Origin of the sequence: Sporofaciens musculi, assembly GCF_009830285.1 — a bacterium.
In the GTDB taxonomy this organism is placed as follows: Bacteria; Bacillota; Clostridia; order Lachnospirales; family Lachnospiraceae; genus Sporofaciens; species Sporofaciens musculi.
The window spans coordinates 3,917,744-3,936,108 of record NZ_WUQX01000001.1; the positions used below are offsets into that span (position 1 = coordinate 3,917,744).

15 protein-coding genes and 2 pseudogenes are annotated in these 18,365 nt (G+C 47.2%); 1 reads left to right on the forward strand and 16 read right to left on the reverse strand.

The annotated features are described in order from the left end of the window. Positions 1 to 87: 87 nt before the first annotated feature. The 14 genes and pseudogenes from lgt to GN277_RS20110 form a co-directional block, all read right to left on the reverse strand. Positions 88 to 948, reverse strand: a complete 861-nt coding sequence (gene lgt / locus GN277_RS20045; protein WP_159752961.1) for a prolipoprotein diacylglyceryl transferase — start codon at positions 946 to 948, stop codon at positions 88 to 90. A gap of 17 nt (positions 949 to 965) precedes the next feature. Further along, positions 966 to 2,066 (reverse strand): redox-regulated ATPase YchF, encoded by a 1,101-nt coding sequence (gene ychF / locus GN277_RS20050; protein ID WP_159752963.1) that lies wholly within the window; start codon positions 2,064 to 2,066, stop codon positions 966 to 968. Positions 2,067 to 2,099: 33 nt separating this feature from the next. Further along, entirely contained in the window at positions 2,100 to 2,771 is a 672-nt protein-coding gene (locus tag GN277_RS20055) for a thiamine diphosphokinase (protein ID WP_159752965.1), read from the reverse strand. Further along, complete coding sequence (gene rpe, locus GN277_RS20060; protein ID WP_159752967.1) at positions 2,764 to 3,426, reverse strand: ribulose-phosphate 3-epimerase; 663 nt, start codon at positions 3,424 to 3,426, stop codon at positions 2,764 to 2,766. The genes GN277_RS20055 and rpe overlap by 8 nt, the downstream gene beginning before the upstream one ends. Positions 3,427 to 3,428: 2 nt before the next feature. Beyond that, entirely contained in the window at positions 3,429 to 4,307 is an 879-nt protein-coding gene (rsgA, locus tag GN277_RS20065) for a ribosome small subunit-dependent GTPase A (protein WP_159752969.1), read from the reverse strand. 9 nt (positions 4,308 to 4,316) lie between these two features. Continuing rightward, entirely contained in the window at positions 4,317 to 6,476 is a 2,160-nt protein-coding gene (gene pknB, locus GN277_RS20070) for a Stk1 family PASTA domain-containing Ser/Thr kinase (protein ID WP_159752971.1), read from the reverse strand. Further along, a complete protein-coding gene (locus tag GN277_RS20075; protein ID WP_159752973.1) occupies positions 6,473 to 7,213 on the reverse strand; it encodes a Stp1/IreP family PP2C-type Ser/Thr phosphatase in 741 nt (246 codons plus the stop codon). Before GN277_RS20075 ends, pknB begins: the two co-directional genes overlap by 4 nt. Next, positions 7,191 to 8,259, reverse strand: a pseudogene (rlmN, locus tag GN277_RS20080) (23S rRNA (adenine(2503)-C(2))-methyltransferase RlmN). Before rlmN ends, GN277_RS20075 begins: the two are co-directional and overlap by 23 nt. 66 nt (positions 8,260 to 8,325) lie before the next feature. Next, positions 8,326 to 9,627 carry a 16S rRNA (cytosine(967)-C(5))-methyltransferase RsmB gene (gene rsmB / locus GN277_RS20085; RefSeq protein ID WP_159752975.1) on the reverse strand — a complete coding sequence of 434 codons (1,302 nt, stop codon included), beginning with the start codon at positions 9,625 to 9,627 and terminating at the stop codon, positions 8,326 to 8,328. An 18-nt stretch (positions 9,628 to 9,645) separates the two neighbouring features. After that, positions 9,646 to 10,341 carry a zinc metallopeptidase gene (locus GN277_RS20090; protein ID WP_159752977.1) on the reverse strand — a complete coding sequence of 232 codons (696 nt, stop codon included), beginning with the start codon at positions 10,339 to 10,341 and terminating at the stop codon, positions 9,646 to 9,648. Between the two features lie 101 nt (positions 10,342 to 10,442). Next, entirely contained in the window at positions 10,443 to 11,381 is a 939-nt protein-coding gene (gene fmt / locus GN277_RS20095; RefSeq protein ID WP_159752979.1) for a methionyl-tRNA formyltransferase, read from the reverse strand. Beyond that, on the reverse strand, positions 11,382 to 11,855 hold the full coding sequence (def, locus tag GN277_RS20100) for a peptide deformylase (RefSeq protein WP_159752981.1): 474 nt from the start codon (positions 11,853 to 11,855) through the stop codon (positions 11,382 to 11,384). It abuts the gene before it with no gap. 51 nt (positions 11,856 to 11,906) lie between these two features. After that, on the reverse strand, positions 11,907 to 14,135 hold the full coding sequence (gene priA, locus GN277_RS20105; RefSeq protein WP_159752983.1) for a replication restart helicase PriA: 2,229 nt from the start codon (positions 14,133 to 14,135) through the stop codon (positions 11,907 to 11,909). Between the two features lie 34 nt (positions 14,136 to 14,169). Beyond that, on the reverse strand, positions 14,170 to 15,627 hold the full coding sequence (locus GN277_RS20110; RefSeq protein ID WP_159752985.1) for a UDP-N-acetylmuramoyl-L-alanyl-D-glutamate--2,6-diaminopimelate ligase: 1,458 nt from the start codon (positions 15,625 to 15,627) through the stop codon (positions 14,170 to 14,172). 207 nt (positions 15,628 to 15,834) lie between these two features. Here GN277_RS20110 and pepT point away from each other — a divergent pair, with 207 nt between their 5' ends. Further along, positions 15,835 to 17,052 (forward strand): peptidase T, encoded by a 1,218-nt coding sequence (gene pepT, locus GN277_RS20115; protein ID WP_159752987.1) that lies wholly within the window; start codon positions 15,835 to 15,837, stop codon positions 17,050 to 17,052. Between the two features lie 64 nt (positions 17,053 to 17,116). On the opposite strand, the gene GN277_RS20120 is transcribed toward pepT, so the two are convergent. Continuing rightward, a complete protein-coding gene (locus GN277_RS20120) occupies positions 17,117 to 17,980 on the reverse strand; it encodes a YitT family protein (protein WP_159752989.1) in 864 nt (287 codons plus the stop codon). Between the two features lie 123 nt (positions 17,981 to 18,103). Beyond that, positions 18,104 to 18,343 (reverse strand): annotated as a pseudogene (locus tag GN277_RS20125) (GxxExxY protein); the annotation flags it as partial. Between the last annotated feature and the right edge of the window lie 22 nt (positions 18,344 to 18,365).

Below are 18,365 nucleotides of genomic sequence, written 5' to 3' on the forward strand. Positions count from 1 at the left end.
TGTACATTCATGTTTACATCAAAATACACCTGACAGTCCCTCTTACGTATATTTTTAAAGCTTGAAATTTTTGTAATATACAAAGACTTAGTCAAAATATCTTTCCTTATGCCAGTGATACAAAATGAGAAGCACCGATGCCGCCACCAACACTCCTGCTAAAAGCTGCGATACCGGAAGCCCAATCCCAGGAAGCAGAAGCTGGTCCGTACGAAGCCTTTCAATCCAGAAACGCCCGAAGCCGTACCCTGCCAAATAAATCAGAAATATCTCGCCGTTGAATTTCTTATGCTTGCGGTACAAAAGCAGAAGAATCAGAATCAGCAGACACCACAAGGACTCATAGAGAAATGTAGGATGTGCCTGAATATAGGATACCCCGTCCTCTGTCTCCATATGCTTACGCATAAGCTCAGTAATGTCTGAGCCCCGAACCGCGTCCACAGGCAGCCGCATGGCAAGAAGTCCGTCCGTATATTCCCCGAATGCTTCGCGGTTGAAGAAATTCCCCCACCGTCCAATCATCTGGCCTGCCACCAGTCCCAGCACCGCTGTATCCAGAAGCAGCGGCGCGGACAGATGCTTTTTATTGGCGAATACGAATACAGTTATGACTGCTGCAATCACTCCTCCGTAGATTGCAAGCCCGCCCTGGCGAATATTAAAAATACTAAGCAGATGATCCTTATACATATCCCAGGAAAAGATTACATAATAAATCCTCGCCCCGATAATCGCAAATATTACAGCATAAATTGCCAGGTCATAGTAATCCTCCGGATTCTGCTTTGTCCGCTTTGCCTCCAATGCTGCAATCAGAATCCCCACCAAGATTCCGAGTCCAATAATCATACCGTAATAGGCAATGTCAAACCCAAATACCGTTATATGGTCGCCAACCGATTTCAGATGAATTCCGATATTTGGAAAATCTATAGTTCTGTGCATGTTTCCAGTCTTCCTTCCTATACATTAAACCTAAACAGCATAATGTCCCCGTCCTTCACAACGTAGTCCTTTCCTTCCAGCCTGATAAGCCCCTTCTCTTTCGCTGCGCTGTGGCTTCCACACTCCCTCAAGTCGTCATAGGATACCACCTCTGCACGGATAAAGCCCCTCTCAAAATCAGAATGAATCTTTCCCGCCGCCTGAGGGGCTTTGGTTCCTTCTGTTATAGTCCATGCACGTACCTCTGGTTCTCCCGCTGTCAGGTAACTAATCAGCCCCAGCAGACGATAGCTTGCCTTAATCAGCTTCTCAAGTCCTGACTCGGATAGGCCAAGGTCCTCCAGAAACATCTTCTTTTCATCGTCCTCAAGCTCTGCAATCTCCTGCTCAATCTGTGCGCAGACCACAAAAACCTCACTTAGCTCCTCTTTTGCATATTCACGGACAGCCTGTACACCTCCATTAGAAGCGCCGTCATCTGCCAAGTCATCCTCTGTCACATTTGCAGCGTAAATCACAGGCTTATAGGTCAAAAGATTATAGCCCGAAAGCCATGCCGTTTCTTCCTCATCGTCTACGCCGGCAAATGTTTTTGCAAGCTTTCCTTCCTCCAGATGCGCCTTAATCTTCTCTAACAGCGCTAACTCCTTGGCTGCCCCCTTGTCATTCCTGGCCATCTTTACCGTCTTGGATATCCTTCGCTCAAGTATCTCCAAATCGGAAAAAATCAACTCCAGGTTAATGGTCTCGATGTCGCGGAGTGGATTGATACTTCCGTCCACATGGACAATATTGCTGTCCTCAAAACATCTGACTACATGGACAATGGCATCCACCTCTCGAATATTGGCCAAAAATTGGTTCCCAAGTCCCTCACCCTTGGAAGCACCCTTCACCAACCCTGCGATATCTACAAATTCAATAGCAGCCGGAATAATCTTCTTTGTGTGATACATCTCGCCCAGCACCCCAAGCCTCTCGTCCGGCACAGTGACCACTCCCACGTTAGGGTCAATGGTACAGAACGGATAATTGGCCGACTCTGCACCCGCCTTAGTCAGCGAATTGAACAGCGTACTTTTTCCTACATTGGGTAATCCCACAATCCCTAGTTTCATTTTTCAATACTCTCCTATATAATCTTATCTTCTCTATTCTTCCTTATCCCGTGTCTCCATCAAAATCACCTTTCCCGACATGAAGCTGATTACAGCCTCATCCGAGTCCTCTGCAATCTGGTTGCTCACACACAGACTATTATACGGCGTCAGCGTATGGTTTTTAAGGGGATATTTTGCGCCGCTGATATTGAAGCCAAACACATCTTCTCCAAAGGGAAATACGGAAAAATACGTTCCAAAGGCCTCATCTCTCCGGATATAAGTTTCCCCGTCCCCTATAATGGTAATCATATTCTGACTGTCAAGAATCTTCGCGTCTATCCCTGCCTTAAAAGGAATCATAAGACTCTGGACATTGGCCCAGAGATGGTCAACCCTGCCTCCGGTAGCGCCAAGGATTAACATCTCACGGCTCCCTAACGTCATGGCGAGCCTGATTGCAATCTCCGTATCAGAGGCGTCCTTAACCGGATTATACTCCCGCACAGGAACATTCGTTTCATTCTTATAATAATCTCGAATCTCCTCCTTCGTGCTGTCAAAATCACCTACGATATAATCCGGCATAATCTGATGATAATACAGGAACTCTACCCCTCTGTCTACCCCGATTACACATCTGTCCTCCTTATCATTCAGGACTGACAGTGTCAACGCCTCGTCAAGCTCTCCACCGCTGATTATGATACTTCTCTTACTCATATTCTCTCAATATCTCCATAAAATCACTCGTGTTCTTCTCTGGATCTCCTCCGAATACAGCAGACCCCGCTACAATAACATTGGCTCCCGCGTCAAGCACCTGACGGACATTGGTAAGATAGATTCCACCGTCCACCTCAATATCCACTGAAAGTCCCTGTTCCTCTATCATCTGACGGATACTTCTAATCTTATCCAGTGATTCCGGAATAAACTTCTGTCCGCCAAATCCCGGATGAACACCCATAACCAGTATCATATCCACATCCTTCAGATAAGGCTCTACCGCCAAAGCTTCCGTCTCCGGACAGATGGACAGTCCTGTCTTCAACCCACAGGAATGTATCTTCTCTATGGTGGCCTTCACATCCTCACATGCCTCAAGATGAATCGTCACCAAATCGGCGCCGGCTTTTTTGAAATCTTCAATATACCGGATCGGCTCTTGCACCATCAAGTGTACATCCATCACCTGTCCAGTCAAACCCTGAATGGACGCAAGCACCGGCATACCAAAGGAAATGCTCGGCACGAACATTCCATCCATCACATCAAAATGAAGATATGCAGCACCATGCTGCTCTGTCTTTTTGATCTCCCTGCCCAGCTCCTTGAAGTCTGCCGCCAAAATTGACGGTGCCAATATGTAGTCCATATTCAATACCTCCTTCTATTCTTCAACTCTTTGTACATCTCTATATAACTCCGATACCGAATGGAATGGATTCTTCCATCCTCCACCGCCTCTTTCACCATACATCCAGGTTCATGCACATGGTCGCATCCCTGAAAACGGCATGTTCCCTCATATTCGATGAATTCCGGAAAATACTTCTTAAGCTCTTCCTTCTCAAAATCATTGACATACAGCGAGCTAAATCCCGGCGTATCCATAATATAGGAAGCTTTGTCTATGGGAAATAACTCCGAGTGTCTGGTTGTATGCTTGCCCCTCTCAATCTTCCGACTGATGGAGCCAGTCTCCATATTCGCCGTCGGCGTAAGCACATTAATTAGCGAAGACTTCCCTACACCGGAAGGACCGGCTATGGCCGTAGTCTTTCCTTCTAAAATCGTTCTGACATAGTCTATATTCTTCCCTTCCAGAGCACTTGTAAATACCAGAGGATAACCACACTTTTCATATATTGCCTGAAGTTCTTTAATCTGTTCTTCTTTCGCAATGTCTGCTTTATTAAAACACAAGACCACTGGAATCCCTTTTCTCTCCATCATCACCAGAAAACGATCCAGCAAGTTATAATGGGGAGTCGGACGAAGTACGGCAAATAGCACCAATGCCTGGTCAATATTGGCAACTGCCGGACGTACCAGCTCATTCTCTCTCGGAAATATATGGATAATATTCCCCTGCTTTTCTGCCTCCTTTAACACTTCAATCTCTACATTGTCTCCAACCAGAGGTTTAACCTTCTCTTTACGAAATATTCCTTTTGCCTTACATTCATAAACACCGGATTCTACTACATGTACGTAGTAGAATCCGGCAATTCCTTTCACAATCTTCCCCTGCATAAGCTTCCTCTACTCCCAAGATGTAGCGTCATCGTCGTCCGGCTCAGGAGTTGTAGGCTGCTGGTTTGGTCCTCGGCTCACTACCATATCGACAGCCGTTCCTTCCTCCACGCTGCTTCCCACGCCAGGGCTACAGCTTATAACACTTCCTGACGGTATCGAATCATGATTCTGATAACTTACGTTACCCGTCCGAAGGCCCGCGCTGCTTAGAAGCTGCTTCGCATTATCCAGAGAAGTATTAGTTACAGGCGGCACGCCCACCTTTTCAGGCGGTTTTGGTCCCTGGCTTACCACCAGCCCCACAGAAGTACCTGCTGATACCTTCTTGCCTCCATCAATACTCTGGGATACAACCTGTCCTTCCGGTACGCTGTCATGATAATCATAGGTCACGGTGCCTACGTTAAGCCCCGCCGCCAGAATAGCATTCTGCGCATCTGCATCTGCCTGTCCGATGACATTAGGAACCGTCTTCTTCTCCGCACCCTTGCTGACCTTCATTACAATCTGCGTATCCTCCGTTGCTTTTGCATGTGCGGCAGGAGTCGTCTCGATAACATCCCCCTCTGCCACGGTGTCGCTGAACGCAAACTCAGATGATATCTTTTTAAAGCCTGCCTGAGTCAGCATATTATGTGCTTCGCTCTCATTGTGACCCTTGACATCCGGTACCTCGATCTCGTTGCCCACCAAACCGGAGCTTACCACCACCAGAATGGTGGTATTCTTGTCAACCTTCTTTCCTGCCTCAGTCTTCTGCTCTGAAACCGTTCCTTCTTCGTATTTATCGGATTCCTTACGGGCAGTAACCCTAAATCCAAGCTTAAGAGCATTCAGCTCCTTCTTCGCTTCCTCCTCCGTCTTTCCAACTACATTTGGAACCTTAACCTGTTCTTCTTCCTTCTTCTCAGTCTTAATGCTCGGCGTGAATTTGAACACTCCCGCAGCCTTTCCAATCACAAAAATCAATATAAACACAATGATGACAGCAACCACAATAGTGAGAATCTTCATGACCTTATTCATACGTGGATTCACATCGTCAGAGTCTCTCCTCCTTCCGCGTGAATCGTAATCATCATCATCGAAATCATAGTCATAGTCACTATCTTCATCTTCATCGTCGTCATCATAGTCATGATCCTCTCCGTACTCGTCGTCATCATAACCATGGACGTCGTAGTCATCGCGGTCGTCATACCCATCGTCACTGTCATAATCACTCCCGCCATAGTCGTCATAATCATCCTCATCGTCATAGCTTCGGATATCATCCAACTCATCACCGGTAATGATCATAGTATTCATGCCGTGAAGGGGCGGTATTACGACAAAATTCCCGTCCGGATCAACCAGGGAACGCTTTAAATCCTGAATCAGTTCATCCGTGTTCCGATATCTCCTCTCGCTGTTCTTCTGGGTACATTTTAAAATAATCCGTTCCAGACTGTAGGGGATATCCGGTACTAACTCTGAGGGCGGCGTAATCTCCTCCTGGAGATGCTTGATTGCCACCGAAACCGTAGATTCTCCGTCAAAGGGTACCTGTCCGGTCACCATCTCATACAGTGTGATACCCACAGAATAAATATCACTCCTCTGGTCACTGAAGCCGCCTCTCGCCTGCTCAGGGGATGTATAGTGAACAGACCCCATGGCATTGGAGCTCACTGTATTGGACGTAGTCGCCTTTGCAATCCCAAAGTCCGTCACCTTCACCTTGCCGTCTTTGGAAATAATAATATTCTGGGGCTTAATATCCCTGTGAATAATGTCTGAAGCATGGGCGATTCCAACCCCTGTACACATCTGGATTGCAATGCTGATTACCTCTTTATGGGACAGTCTGCCCTTTTTCTCTATATATTCCTTAAGCGTAATCCCCTCCACCAGCTCCATGACCATATAGTACAGTCCCCGATCCTCACCGACGTCGTATACATTGACAATGTTTGGATGAATCAAGCCTGCCGCCGCCTGGGCTTCCGAGCGGAACTTACGCACAAAATTCTCATCTTCTTTGTATTCCTTCTTCAAAACCTTGATGGCCACGTAACGGTTCAGCATGCGGTCCCGACCCTTGTACACGTCTGCCATCCCGCCTGCTCCCACCTTACTGAGCACCTCATATCGCTTTCCAAGAATAATACCGTCTTTCACACTCATACACTCACCTCGTCTGCAAGTGGCTCTGCTATAACAACCCCTATGTTATCTCTCCCGCCATTGCTGTTTGCCTTCTCAATCAACATCTGCACAGCCTCCACCACATCCCTGGAGCCACGCACGATATCAAACATATCCTCATCCTCCACCATATTACTCAAGCCATCTGTACACATCAGAATGATGTCGCCCTTCTTCAGTCGAAATTCGTAGATGTCTGCCTCCACGCCTTCCTTTACTCCGATTGCCCTTGTAATGATGTTCTTGTCAGGATGGTTTCTGGCTTCCTCCGCCTTGATGCCTCCAAGCCTTACCATCTCCTCCACCAGAGAATGGTCTTTGGATATCTGACGAATCTTATCATTAATTAAGTATAGCCGGCTGTCTCCCACATTGGCAAAATACAAGGTATTGCCAACAACCGTTGCCACTACCAAGGTAGTTCCCATTCCTTCCAGTTTGATATCCGCAGATGCGACTTCGATTAATTTATCATTTGCAATGCTGACTACATTACGCAGAATCTCTTCCGGCTTATTAAGAGGGGTACTCTCCAATTCCTCCCTCAATACGCCCACCGTATATTTTGACGCAAAATCTCCTGCCTTGTGACCGCCCATACCGTCGGCTACCGCAAGAAGATTCGGAAACGGCCCAATGGGCTTGTCCGTCACATATACATAGTCTTGATTGACTTCACGTTTTCTCCCTACATCAGTCATTGCAAATATCTTCATCTGGTTCTCCCGTCCGCGGCCGCATAACGTCTCCGAAGCTGACCGCAGGCTCCGTCTATATCTGAGCCTCTTTCCCTTCTTATAGTAACATTAATTCCACTTTTTTCAAGTTTATTTTTAAAAACAGAAGCATTTTTACTGTTTGGCTTTCTATATTCCCTCTCTGTAACCGGATTCACAGGAATCAGATTCAGATGGCAGTTTCTTGGCTTCAAGATTGCCGAAAGCTCCCTTATATCCTCCGGTTGGTCGTTCACACCCTCAATCAGACTGTACTCAAAGGTCACCCTTCGTCCCGTTTTGTCAAAGTAATCGTCACAGGCTCCAAGCACTTCCTCAAGGTCATACTTTTCTGCCACTGGCATCAGCTTCCTTCGCTTCTCTTGGTTAGAGCCATGGAGGGATAAGGCCAGCGTAATCTGAAGCCCTTCTAATGCCAGCTTGTGCATATTGGGGACAATTCCGCAAGTGGATGCTGTGATGTTCCTCTGGCTGATATGTAAGCCGTGTTCATCGCTTATCATTCGGATAAATCTGACGAAGTTCTCATAATTATCAAGAGGTTCTCCGGTTCCCATCACAACTACATGAGAAACCCGTTCTTTCGTTACTCTCTGAATCTGATAGATCTGCCTTAACATCTCTGAGGGAGCAAGACCGCGCTTAAGCCCACCGATAGCGGAGGCACAGAAACGACACCCCATCCGGCATCCTGCCTGGGATGACACGCATACAGAATTGCCATAAGGATGACGCATCAGTACACTCTCAATCATATTGCCGTCTAAAAGTCCGAACAGGAATTTCTCCGTGGAGTCAGCCTTCGATATCTGACGCTCTATTAGCTCTACCTTGGGAATTACATACGCTTTTGATAATTTTTCCCTTAAAGCCTTAGAAAGATTCGTCATTTCTTCAAAATCAGCGGCCAATTTTACATGAAGCCATTGGTAAATCTGGCGGCTGCGAAATGACTGCTCCCCAATACTGCAAATCTCCTCTGCCAATTCGTCATAATCAAATGAGCAGATATCTTTCTTAACCATCATATTATCCATTGAATCTCTTGCCATAAATCTATATCCATCCGTTCTATTAACCTTTTCCAATTCCTACGTTCTTCTGAACATTGCAATATAGAAACCGTCGCCCAAAGAACGATTGGGTAAGTTCTGACACTCACGAAGCATATGGAATTGGGGAAACTGTCTTTCAAACCACCGGGCATTCCTCTCATTTTCTTCTCTGTGTATTGTACATGTACTGTAAATAAGCGTTCCGCCGGCCTTCACATATTCTGCCGTCACAGACAGAATCTCCTGTTGAAGCTTCACCAACTCCCGCTGTGTCTCCTGAGTCATCTTGTATTTTAAATCCGGCTTCCTGCCCAGCACGCCAAGGCCGGAGCAGGGCAGATCCGCAATTACAATATCCGCCTTCCCCACAGACGCCTCGTCCCTTACACGAGCATCCCTCTGTACTGCTTCTATGTTCGTCATACCGCTTCGCCGGATATTGTCCCATATAAGCCCTACTTTATATTCTGTCAAGTCCCGCGCCTCCACGTGACCGGTTCCCCGAAGCATCTCCGCAAGATGAATCGCTTTGCCGCCAGGTGCTGCGCAGACATCAATGATGTAGTCGCCCTCTTTTGGGGAAGCCCACATTGCCACCTGCATAGAGCTTTTGTCCTGTACCTGGTAGTACCCTTTTTTAAAACTTTCAAGCTTCATCAGATAGTCAACATCCGAAAGATAAAGAGCACAGGATATACCTTCGACCTCCCTGACGCTGACTCCTTCTGCCTTTAGCATCTTAAGAAGTTCCTCTTTTGATATCCTGTCTGGATTAAACCGGACTGTCAAAGGTCTCTCATTCAGGAACTCCTCTGCCATGGCGCATACCGTCTCCTCCTCATACTCCAAAAGCCATTCCTTAAGTATCCATTCCGGTAAGGAGTATTGCACAGACAGCGCGCGAAGCCTCTCCTTCTTTGGAGGCCCTTTGACATCAGACAAGTTTCTGGCAATATTGCGAAGCACTCCATTGACAAAGCCCCGAAGACTGCCAAAGCCTCTGTTGACCGCCAGCTTGACCGCCTCATTACATGCCGCGGAAGCCGGAACGCTGTCCATATATTTTAATTGATATACCGCACTCCTTAGTATTGTCCGAATCACTGGCTTCATCTTGTTCACCTTGACCTTGGAGAACTGGTCGATGATATAATCCAGCTCAATCATACGCTCTAAGGTGCCGTTCACCACTCTCGTGATAAATGCCCTGTCCTGCTTTTTTAGATACTGATACTGGTCTAAGGCATTCTTAAGCGCAATATGGCTATATTCCCCGTCACGGGTAATCTGAAGCAAAATCTCCAAAACCAAGTCACGGGTATTTGTGGACTGTGCCATAAAAAATCCTCCGCCTTATTATCGTCTCCGATTATTTGCCAGCAAAATGATACGCAAAAGCTGTAATGCCGCAGAAACAGCACCTGCCACATAGGTAAGCGCCGCTGCAAACAGCACCTTCTTCGTAGCGTTGACCTCGTCCTCATAGAGAATTCCGCTGCCGCCTAAAATACGGATGGCACGGCTTGACGCATTAAACTCAACCGGAAGCGTCACAATCTGGAATAAGACTGCCAGCGAAAATGCCAGAATCCCCAGATTCAAAAACAACATAGAGGACTGACTGTTAAAAAACAGTCCAATCAAAATCAAAGGCCATGCAATGGCGCTTCCAAAATTCACCACCGGCACCAGGGCGCCTCTAATCTGAAGCGGCGCATAGCCTGTATCATGCTGGATTGCATGTCCGCACTCGTGAGCAGCCACTCCAAGAGCCGCAACGGACACAGAATTGTAGGTTGCATCCGACAGTCGCAGAACCTTTGACCGCGGGTCATAGTGGTCCGTCAAATCTCCCGCAATATGCTCGATCTGTACGTCATAGATACCAGCCTGCCTCAAAATCTGCTCTGCCGCCTGCCGACCGGTTATGCCAGAATGATTCCTGACCTTGGAATACTTGCTGAAGGTAGACTTCATCTTCGCCGACGCCAGCAGACAGATTACAAGACCAATCACTACCAAAATATATGTGGGATCCATTCCATAATACATTAAGCTACACCTCCTAGACTATTACCATTCAACAACATATACAAAGTATTATATATGAAAAACAGGCAAATTACCTGTTTTTCATACAAATTTAACAATTCTTAATGATTTCCTAAAATCGTCCCCTCTTTCATTGTATACCCTCGAAGGAACGCTCCTGCCTCCATCCGCTTCTTTCCTGGTATCTGTAATGCCAGCACTTTAAGAAGTCCACATCCGGTCTGAACGAAGAAGCCATCCTTTTCAACCTTAACAACCGTTCCCACAGCCTCTTTCGTCTCCTGCCCCTCTATCACCTGGGCTTCCCAGAGCTTCATCACCTTTCCGTCCCAATCTGTGTAAGCGCTTGGCCAGGAATTCAAGCCCCGTATCAGCCTCTCGATGGATACGGCATCCTGATTCCAGTCGATCTCACCCAGACTCTTATCTAACATCCTGGCATACTCCGTTGGGCTGTCTCCCTGAGCCTCAGGCTTAACGGTGCCCTCCTCCAACTCTTTCAGCGTACGCACGCAAAGCTTGGCCCCCGCGTCGGCAAGCTTATCATGAAGGCTGTCTCCCGTCTCCTTTTCGTCCAATACAATCTCTGTCTTAAGCAGCATATCCCCCGTGTCCAGCCCCTCGTCCATCTGCATGGTGGTGACACCGGAAATCTTCTCTCCATTAATGACCGCCCACTGAATTGGGGCCGCCCCACGATATTTGGGGAGCAGCGACGCATGGACATTGATACAGCCGTAGGGCGTCATCTCCAATATCTCCCTGGGCAAAATCTGGCCGAAGGCAATTACAACGATTACGTCAGCCTGATATTTTCTCAATTCCTCAATACACTCAGAAGCCCGCACGCGTTTTGGCTGAAACACTGGTATCTGATGCTCAAGGGCCTTCTCCTTAACCGGCGTATACTGCATCTTACCGCCTCGTCCCTTGGGCTTGTCGGGCTGCGTTACCGCAAGCACTACCTCATGTCCCGCATCAATCAAAGCTTTTAGCGTCCCCACGGAAAAATCAGGAGTTCCCATGAAAATAACTCTCATCTACTCTTCCTCCTCGTAAACCGCGTCATGAAGACCGCCTTCCACCATCTCCACATACATTTTTCCCTCCAGATGGTCGATCTCATGGCAGAATGCCCTTGCCAGAAGCTCATCCCCTTCCATCTCGATCTCCTCCATATCCTCGGTCAGCGTCCGAATCCGGACATAGTTAGGCCTGGTCACGGTTCCAGCCTTGCCTGGAACACTCAAGCAAGCTTCTTCCCCCGTCTGCTCACCGGACACCTCCAAAATCTCCGGATTAATCAGCACAATCGGGCCATCACCGATATCAATAACCACAATCTTTTTCAGAACTCCCACTTGGGGCGCAGCAAGCCCTACACCCTGGGCCTCATACATGGTATCCAGCATGTCGTTGATTAAAATCCTGTTGCGCAGCGTCATCTTCGTTACATCCTTACATTTCTTAGTCAGAACCTCGTCTCCAAGCTCCCGAATCTTCCTTATTGCCATAATCTGTCTCCTCTCGGTTTTCTTCTCAATCTATATTCAACTTAAAGTCTCCTAAAATACGTTCATGGGATTAAAATCAAACTGAATCCTCATAGTCTGAAAGCCTTTATTAATCTCAATATATTTTTCCATTCGGTTTTTCACCTCAATCAGAAGCCGATTGTCTCTCCCCTTTAAATACAGCACCCTTCGGTACACGTCGCTGACCTTCGCCACATAGGGACTTGCCGGCCCGATCATCTGTAGTATTCCCTTCTTATCAACCCTAATCGCAAACTCTTTTAAATATTTTGCGGCTGTCTCAAGGTTGTTCTCGTCAGGCCCTGTCATCAGGACTGCCAATAACTGTTCTACAGGCGGATAGCCCATCATCTTACGATACTCCATCTCGGCTGCATAGAAGCCTTCATAATCCTGTGCCGCCGCAAGCTTCACACTGTAATGATCGGGACTGTAGGTCTGGATTACAACCTCTCCCTTACTCCTTCCCCGTCCGGCACGGCCCGCCGCTTGGGTCAGAAGCTGGAAGGTCCTCTCTGCGGCCCGATAATCGCTGGAATAAAGGGACATATCCGCCGCCAGAATTCCTACTAACGTCACATTGGGGAAATCATGTCCCTTGACGATCATCTGGGTTCCAATCAGAATATCCGCATCTTCACTGGCAAATGTTTCCAGTATCTTCTCATGCCCGTCCTTCGTCCTTGTGGTATCCATATCCATCCGAAGAACCCGCGCAGCCGGAAACTGCCTTTTCACCAACTCCTCAATCTGCTGGGTTCCTGCCCTAAATCCTCCGATATACAAAGAACCGCAGCAGGGACAAATATTTACAGCAGGTTCCTCATACCCGCAGTAATGACAAATCATTCTGCCGCCTTTGTGCGCCGCCAGAGAAACATCGCAATGAGAACATTTTACTACATATCCGCAAGACCTGCAAGAAACAAAACCAGCATATCCCCTGCGATTCAAAAATAACATAACCTGCTCATGCCTCAAGAGCCTTGAATCTATCAGATTTTTCAGCCGATCACTGAGAATCGAACGGTTTCCTGCTCTTAGCTCTTTTCGCATGTCCTCTACGTAAACTTTGGGAAGCTCTCCCTCCCCAGCCCGCTGCTTAAGCTCTAAAAGTTGAAAATGCCCGCATTTGCAGGCATAAAACGATTCCAGGGACGGTGTGGCAGAGCCAAGCACCACGCTTGCCCCCTCCCTTTTCGCCCGTTCGATGGCCGTATCCCTGGCATGATACCTGGGCGTCTGCTCGCTCTTATATGCAGACTCATGCTCCTCGTCAATCACAATCAGCCCTAAATGGGGAAAGGGGGTAAACAGTGCAGAACGAGGGCCAATCATCACATCCACCTCGCCTGACTTCACCCTCTCCATCTGGTCGTAACGCTCTCCCGCCGACATCCTGGAATTAAGGATAGACACTCGGTCCCCAAATCTTCCATAGAAACGCATTACCGTCTGATACGTAAGCGCAATCTCAGGAATCAGGACGATGGCCTGACTGCCTGCTTCCAGCACTTCAGCAATCATCTCCATGTAAACCTCCGTCTTGCCGCTTCCCGTAATTCCGTATACCAGATAAGTTTTCCGAAGCCCTTTCCTATAGTCTTCCCTAAAACTGTTGATTGCATGTTGCTGCTCCACAGTAAATTCCGGCGACTCTGTCCCCTGGCTCTTATGATGGATGGGATTGCGAAATACATTCTCGGAGTTAAGAGAAATCATCTTCTTTTCCTCCAAGGCGCGGATTACGGCTCCTGTCACATTCAGTTTCTTTGTCAGAAGCTCATAATCCTGCTCCGGCTGTTCAAGAAGCGCGGCCAAAAGCCTTGCCCTTGCCTTCTGGTTCTTGTGAAGAAATATTTCAAGCTGCTCCTTCCCTGCATCTTCACTCAACAGAAGGCGAACACGCCTTTTCCTTCGCGCTTTTTCCTGCTTCTTAATAGGAATTACCGTTTTCAATGCCTGAATCATGGTCCCGCCATAATATTCCTTCATCCACGCCGCAAGGGCCACTAGCCTTGACTCAATGGCTACGCTTCCCTGGGCTATACATAGAATCGGCTTCATCTTTTTTTCGTCATATCCTGGCTTATGGGAAAATCCGGTCACATAACCTCTGATTTCTTTATTTCCCTTTCCAAAGGGAACAACGACCTCCATCCCAATCTGAAGCGCGCCCTCAAGCTTTGGCGGAATTCTGTATTGAAACACCTTATCAAGTTTCTCATGTGTAATATCTACTATTATATCCGCGTACATGCATCTCCCCTAATCCCATCTGCCTGCCCTATCCTTAAAGTTCTTCCAACACCTCTTTAATCAGATTGCGGTCGTCCATATCATATTTTACACCCTTAATCTCCTGATAGGTTTCATGGCCTTTGCCAGCCAGAATAATCACATCTCCCGCCCTGCCGTGTTCAATGGCATACCGTATGGCCTCTTTCCGGTCACAGATGGAAATGTATTCCCCGTCTGTCTTCTTCATTCCTGTGATAATGTCGTCAATGATTACCTGTGGCTCCTCAAACCGAGGGTTGTCTGACGTGATAATCGTTAAATCCGACATCCTGCCCGACACCTCGCCCATCTCATATCGTCTGGTCCGCGATCGATTCCCTCCGCATCCAAAAATAGTCACAATTCTCTCTGGATGATAATCCCGCAGAGTGTGAAGCAAGCTCTCAAGACTCATGGCGTTATGCGCATAATCGATCATCATGGTAAATTCATCCGACACCTTCACCATCTCAATACGTCCTCTCACCTTCGCCACCTTAAGCGCATTTTTTATGTTCTCCACAGGAACGTTAAAATGCCTGCACACCGCAATAGCTGTCAGTGAATTGTATACGCTGAAATCCCCAGGAATGTCGATTTCCACATCAAAATCCATAAGCCCGTTTACATGGTAACGGACGCCCAAATATCCTGGTCTTGTAATGTGCTCAATGTCTGTGGCCCGCAAATCTGCCTCCTTAGACATTCCAAATGTCTCTACTTGACATGTGGCATTCCTGAATACATCCTGATACCAAGGGTCATCTATATTGGCAATGCCAAGCCTGCACTGGGTAAATAAAATCCCCTTGCAGCGTTTGTAATCCTCAAAATCCTTGTGCTCATTCGGTCCGATATGGTCCTCCCCCAGATTGGTAAAGATTCCAATCTCAAAAGGAATTCCGGCTGTCCTGTGAAGCATAAGCCCCTGTGAGGAAACCTCCATCACAACACTGTCGCACCCTGCCTTGACCATTTCCGCAAAATACTGATGAATCGTGTAGGATTCCGGCGTTGTGTTGTTAGCAGATATTGACTTATCGCCAATAATTGCCTCGATAGTACCAATCAGACCTACCTTGTGTCCCACGCCCTCCAGAATGGATTTTACCATATAGGTGGTGGTGGTCTTTCCCTTGGTTCCGGTAATTCCGATAATCTTAAGCTTATCTGCCGGATAGCCGAAGTACGCCGCAGACATCAAAGCCAAGGCGTAACGGGTATCCTTCACACGGATCACCGTCACATCCTCCAAAGCCTCCACCTCTTTTTCTGTAATCAATGCTTTCGCGCCTTTTGCCCCAACCTCTCCTGCATACTCGTGACCGTCGGATACCGCGCCGCTGATGCAGACAAATACACATCCTGGCGTCACCTTTCGGGAATCGTTAATAAGCTCTGTGACTTCAATCTCATGGTTTCCCTTTACGACTTCATATTCTAAATGTTCTAACAACTGGGTTAATCTCATTTTATTTAACTGCCTCCTGTTATCAAATCAATGATTTTCGCCAAATGAATTGTATCACACTTCGGATTATTTTTCTACAACAGAAGCATTTATTAATGCAATCGAAAAATATTTATGCTATACTGAAAAACACATGTATGTACTTTAACTCCGCCACAGTATATGCGGCTGTCTGCGGAAATATATTTAGAAAAGAGGAAAATATTTATGAAAGCATACGAACGTTTACTTAAGTATGTGGTTGTACGCACGCCAAGCGATGAGAACAGCGACACGGTTCCGTCTTCCGACTGTCAGTTTGACCTTGCGCGCCTGCTTAAAGCGGAGATGGAGGAATTAGGTCTTACAGATGTCCGACTTGACGACCAGTGCTACCTCTACGGAAAACTGCCTGCAACCGAAGGACTAAAGGATAAGCCTGCTATTGGTTTTATCGCTCATATGGATACAGTGGCAGATTTCTGCGACCATGAGATTAAGCCTGTCCTCACAGAGAATTACGATGGTAAAGAGCTGGCTCTGGGAGACAGCGGACTGGTGTTAAGTCCAGAGAATTTCAGCCATCTCACCAGCCTTACAGGGCGCACGCTGATTACCAGCGACGGGACCACTATTCTGGGCGCAGACGACAAAGCAGGAATCGCTGAGATTCTCACCATGGTTGAGAGGCTTGTAAAGGAAAATATTCCACATGGTCCCATCTGCGTTGCATTTACACCGGATGAGGAGGTGGGTACAGGCGCGTCCCATTTCGACGTGGAGGCATTTGGCGCAGACTATGCTTACACACTGGACGGCGATACAGAGGGCGAGATTCAGTATGAGAACTTTAATGCCTGCAAGGCGCGGTTTGACGTGAAGGGCTTCAACGTCCATCCTGGCTCCGGAAAGGATACTATGATTAACGCAAGCCTGGTTGCCATGGAGATTAACTCTCTCCTGCCTGGCATGGAGACCTCCCGCGGTACAGAAGGCTACGAGGGCTTCTATCACCTTATGAGTATGTCTGGGGAATGTGCAAAGGCGCAGTTGAATTATATTGTCCGAGATCACGACAAGGACTTTTTCGAGGCAAGAAAAGGGACCCTTCGGCTGATTGAGAAGAATCTGAACGCAAAATGGGGCGAGGGAACGGTCACCCTCACCATTACGGAACAGTATAAGAATATGGCGGAGATCATCGCGGGATGTATGCATCTGATTGACAATGCCAAGACTGCCTGTGAAAATGCGGGCGTGACGCCCCTTGTCATTCCCATTCGCGGAGGTACGGACGGATGCCAGTTAAGCTTCAAGGGACTGCCCTGCCCCAATCTTGGAACCGGCGGGCACGCTTACCATGGGCCTTATGAGCACATTACGGTAGAAGGAATGGACAAGAGCGTGGATGTTGTATTGGAGCTGGTAAAGCTGTACGCTAAGTAAGACATTGGCTTATACCCTATTTTGAATATGAATGAGTGGGCTGTCTAAGTAAACAGCCCCCTTTTTATACTTCTTCTTTAAAGCCTTCGCCCACCACCTCATTTGATTCCATGATAATCGTAAATGCCCGTGGGTCAATCTGGCGCACCATTTTCTTGATGGTATACATCTGTTTGTTGTTACAGGCGCACATGACAACGTCTTTGTGCTGCTTGGAGTAGCTTCCTGTTCCTTTAAGGATTGTCGAGCCTCTCCCTGAGTATGCATCAATCGACTCTGCAACCTCTGCTCCATGCTCTGTCACAATCAAAGTCATCTTCCCTTCGTCAACGCCATACAGGATACGGTCCATCACGATTGCCATAAGGTAGGTCACGATAATTCCGTAGATAAAACCGTCTATATCTTTAAACACAATCAGGCTTCCCATGATGATTGTGGTGGTATCCAGCACAAAGGTAATGATTCCCAGTGAGAAGTGAGGCTTTACTTTCTTGATCGCAACGCTGATAAAGTCCTGGCCTCCTGTGGAGGAGCCGCGCATGAACACAATCGCATATCCCGCGCCGCAAAGGACGCCCATACACAGAGCCGCCAAAAGGCGGTTGCCGTCGTACACCGGAAAACAGGGGGCAATGTAATCCAGAAAGACGGAAGATATAATCATGGTCTTGACTGACTTTAAGAAAAATGTTCTGCCAAGGAATTTATAACAGAATATGGCAACCGGAACATTTAACAGCAGGGTTCCCGCACCCACAGGAAGCCCGAACAGGTGGTAGAGGATAATGGCGATTCCAGAGAAGCCTGCCACCGGAAAATTAGCATTCAGAGCAAAGTTGTAGATTCCGACTGCAATCAGCATACTTGCCGCAATATCCACCAAAAGGTCGATTCCTAATTCTTTCCATTTAATCTGATACTTCATTTTACAAAACCTCCTGTGATATAAAAATAAAAAAGCAGCTGCAAACTATAAAATATAATTCGCAACTGCTCTTATGATTATTAGTATATCCGGCAAAAATGATTTTGTCAATATGTGAGAAAATTACACTACCGCTTCTATCAATGTCTTATCGCCTACCTGAATCTCCTTTATGCCAATCTCTTTTTTCTTGTTAAAGTTAAAGCTGAGCATGTATCCTTTCTTCAGATGAAAATATTCCAGGTAGTTAGCCAACTGGTCCTCGCCTCGCTCGTTATAGGCATTTCCCCGCCATATTTTAAGTTCGATTACATTCTGCTCTCCCTTGTAATAAATCACCAGATCCATGCGCTCATTATTTCTCCAAACCACTGGACTGGTTAAT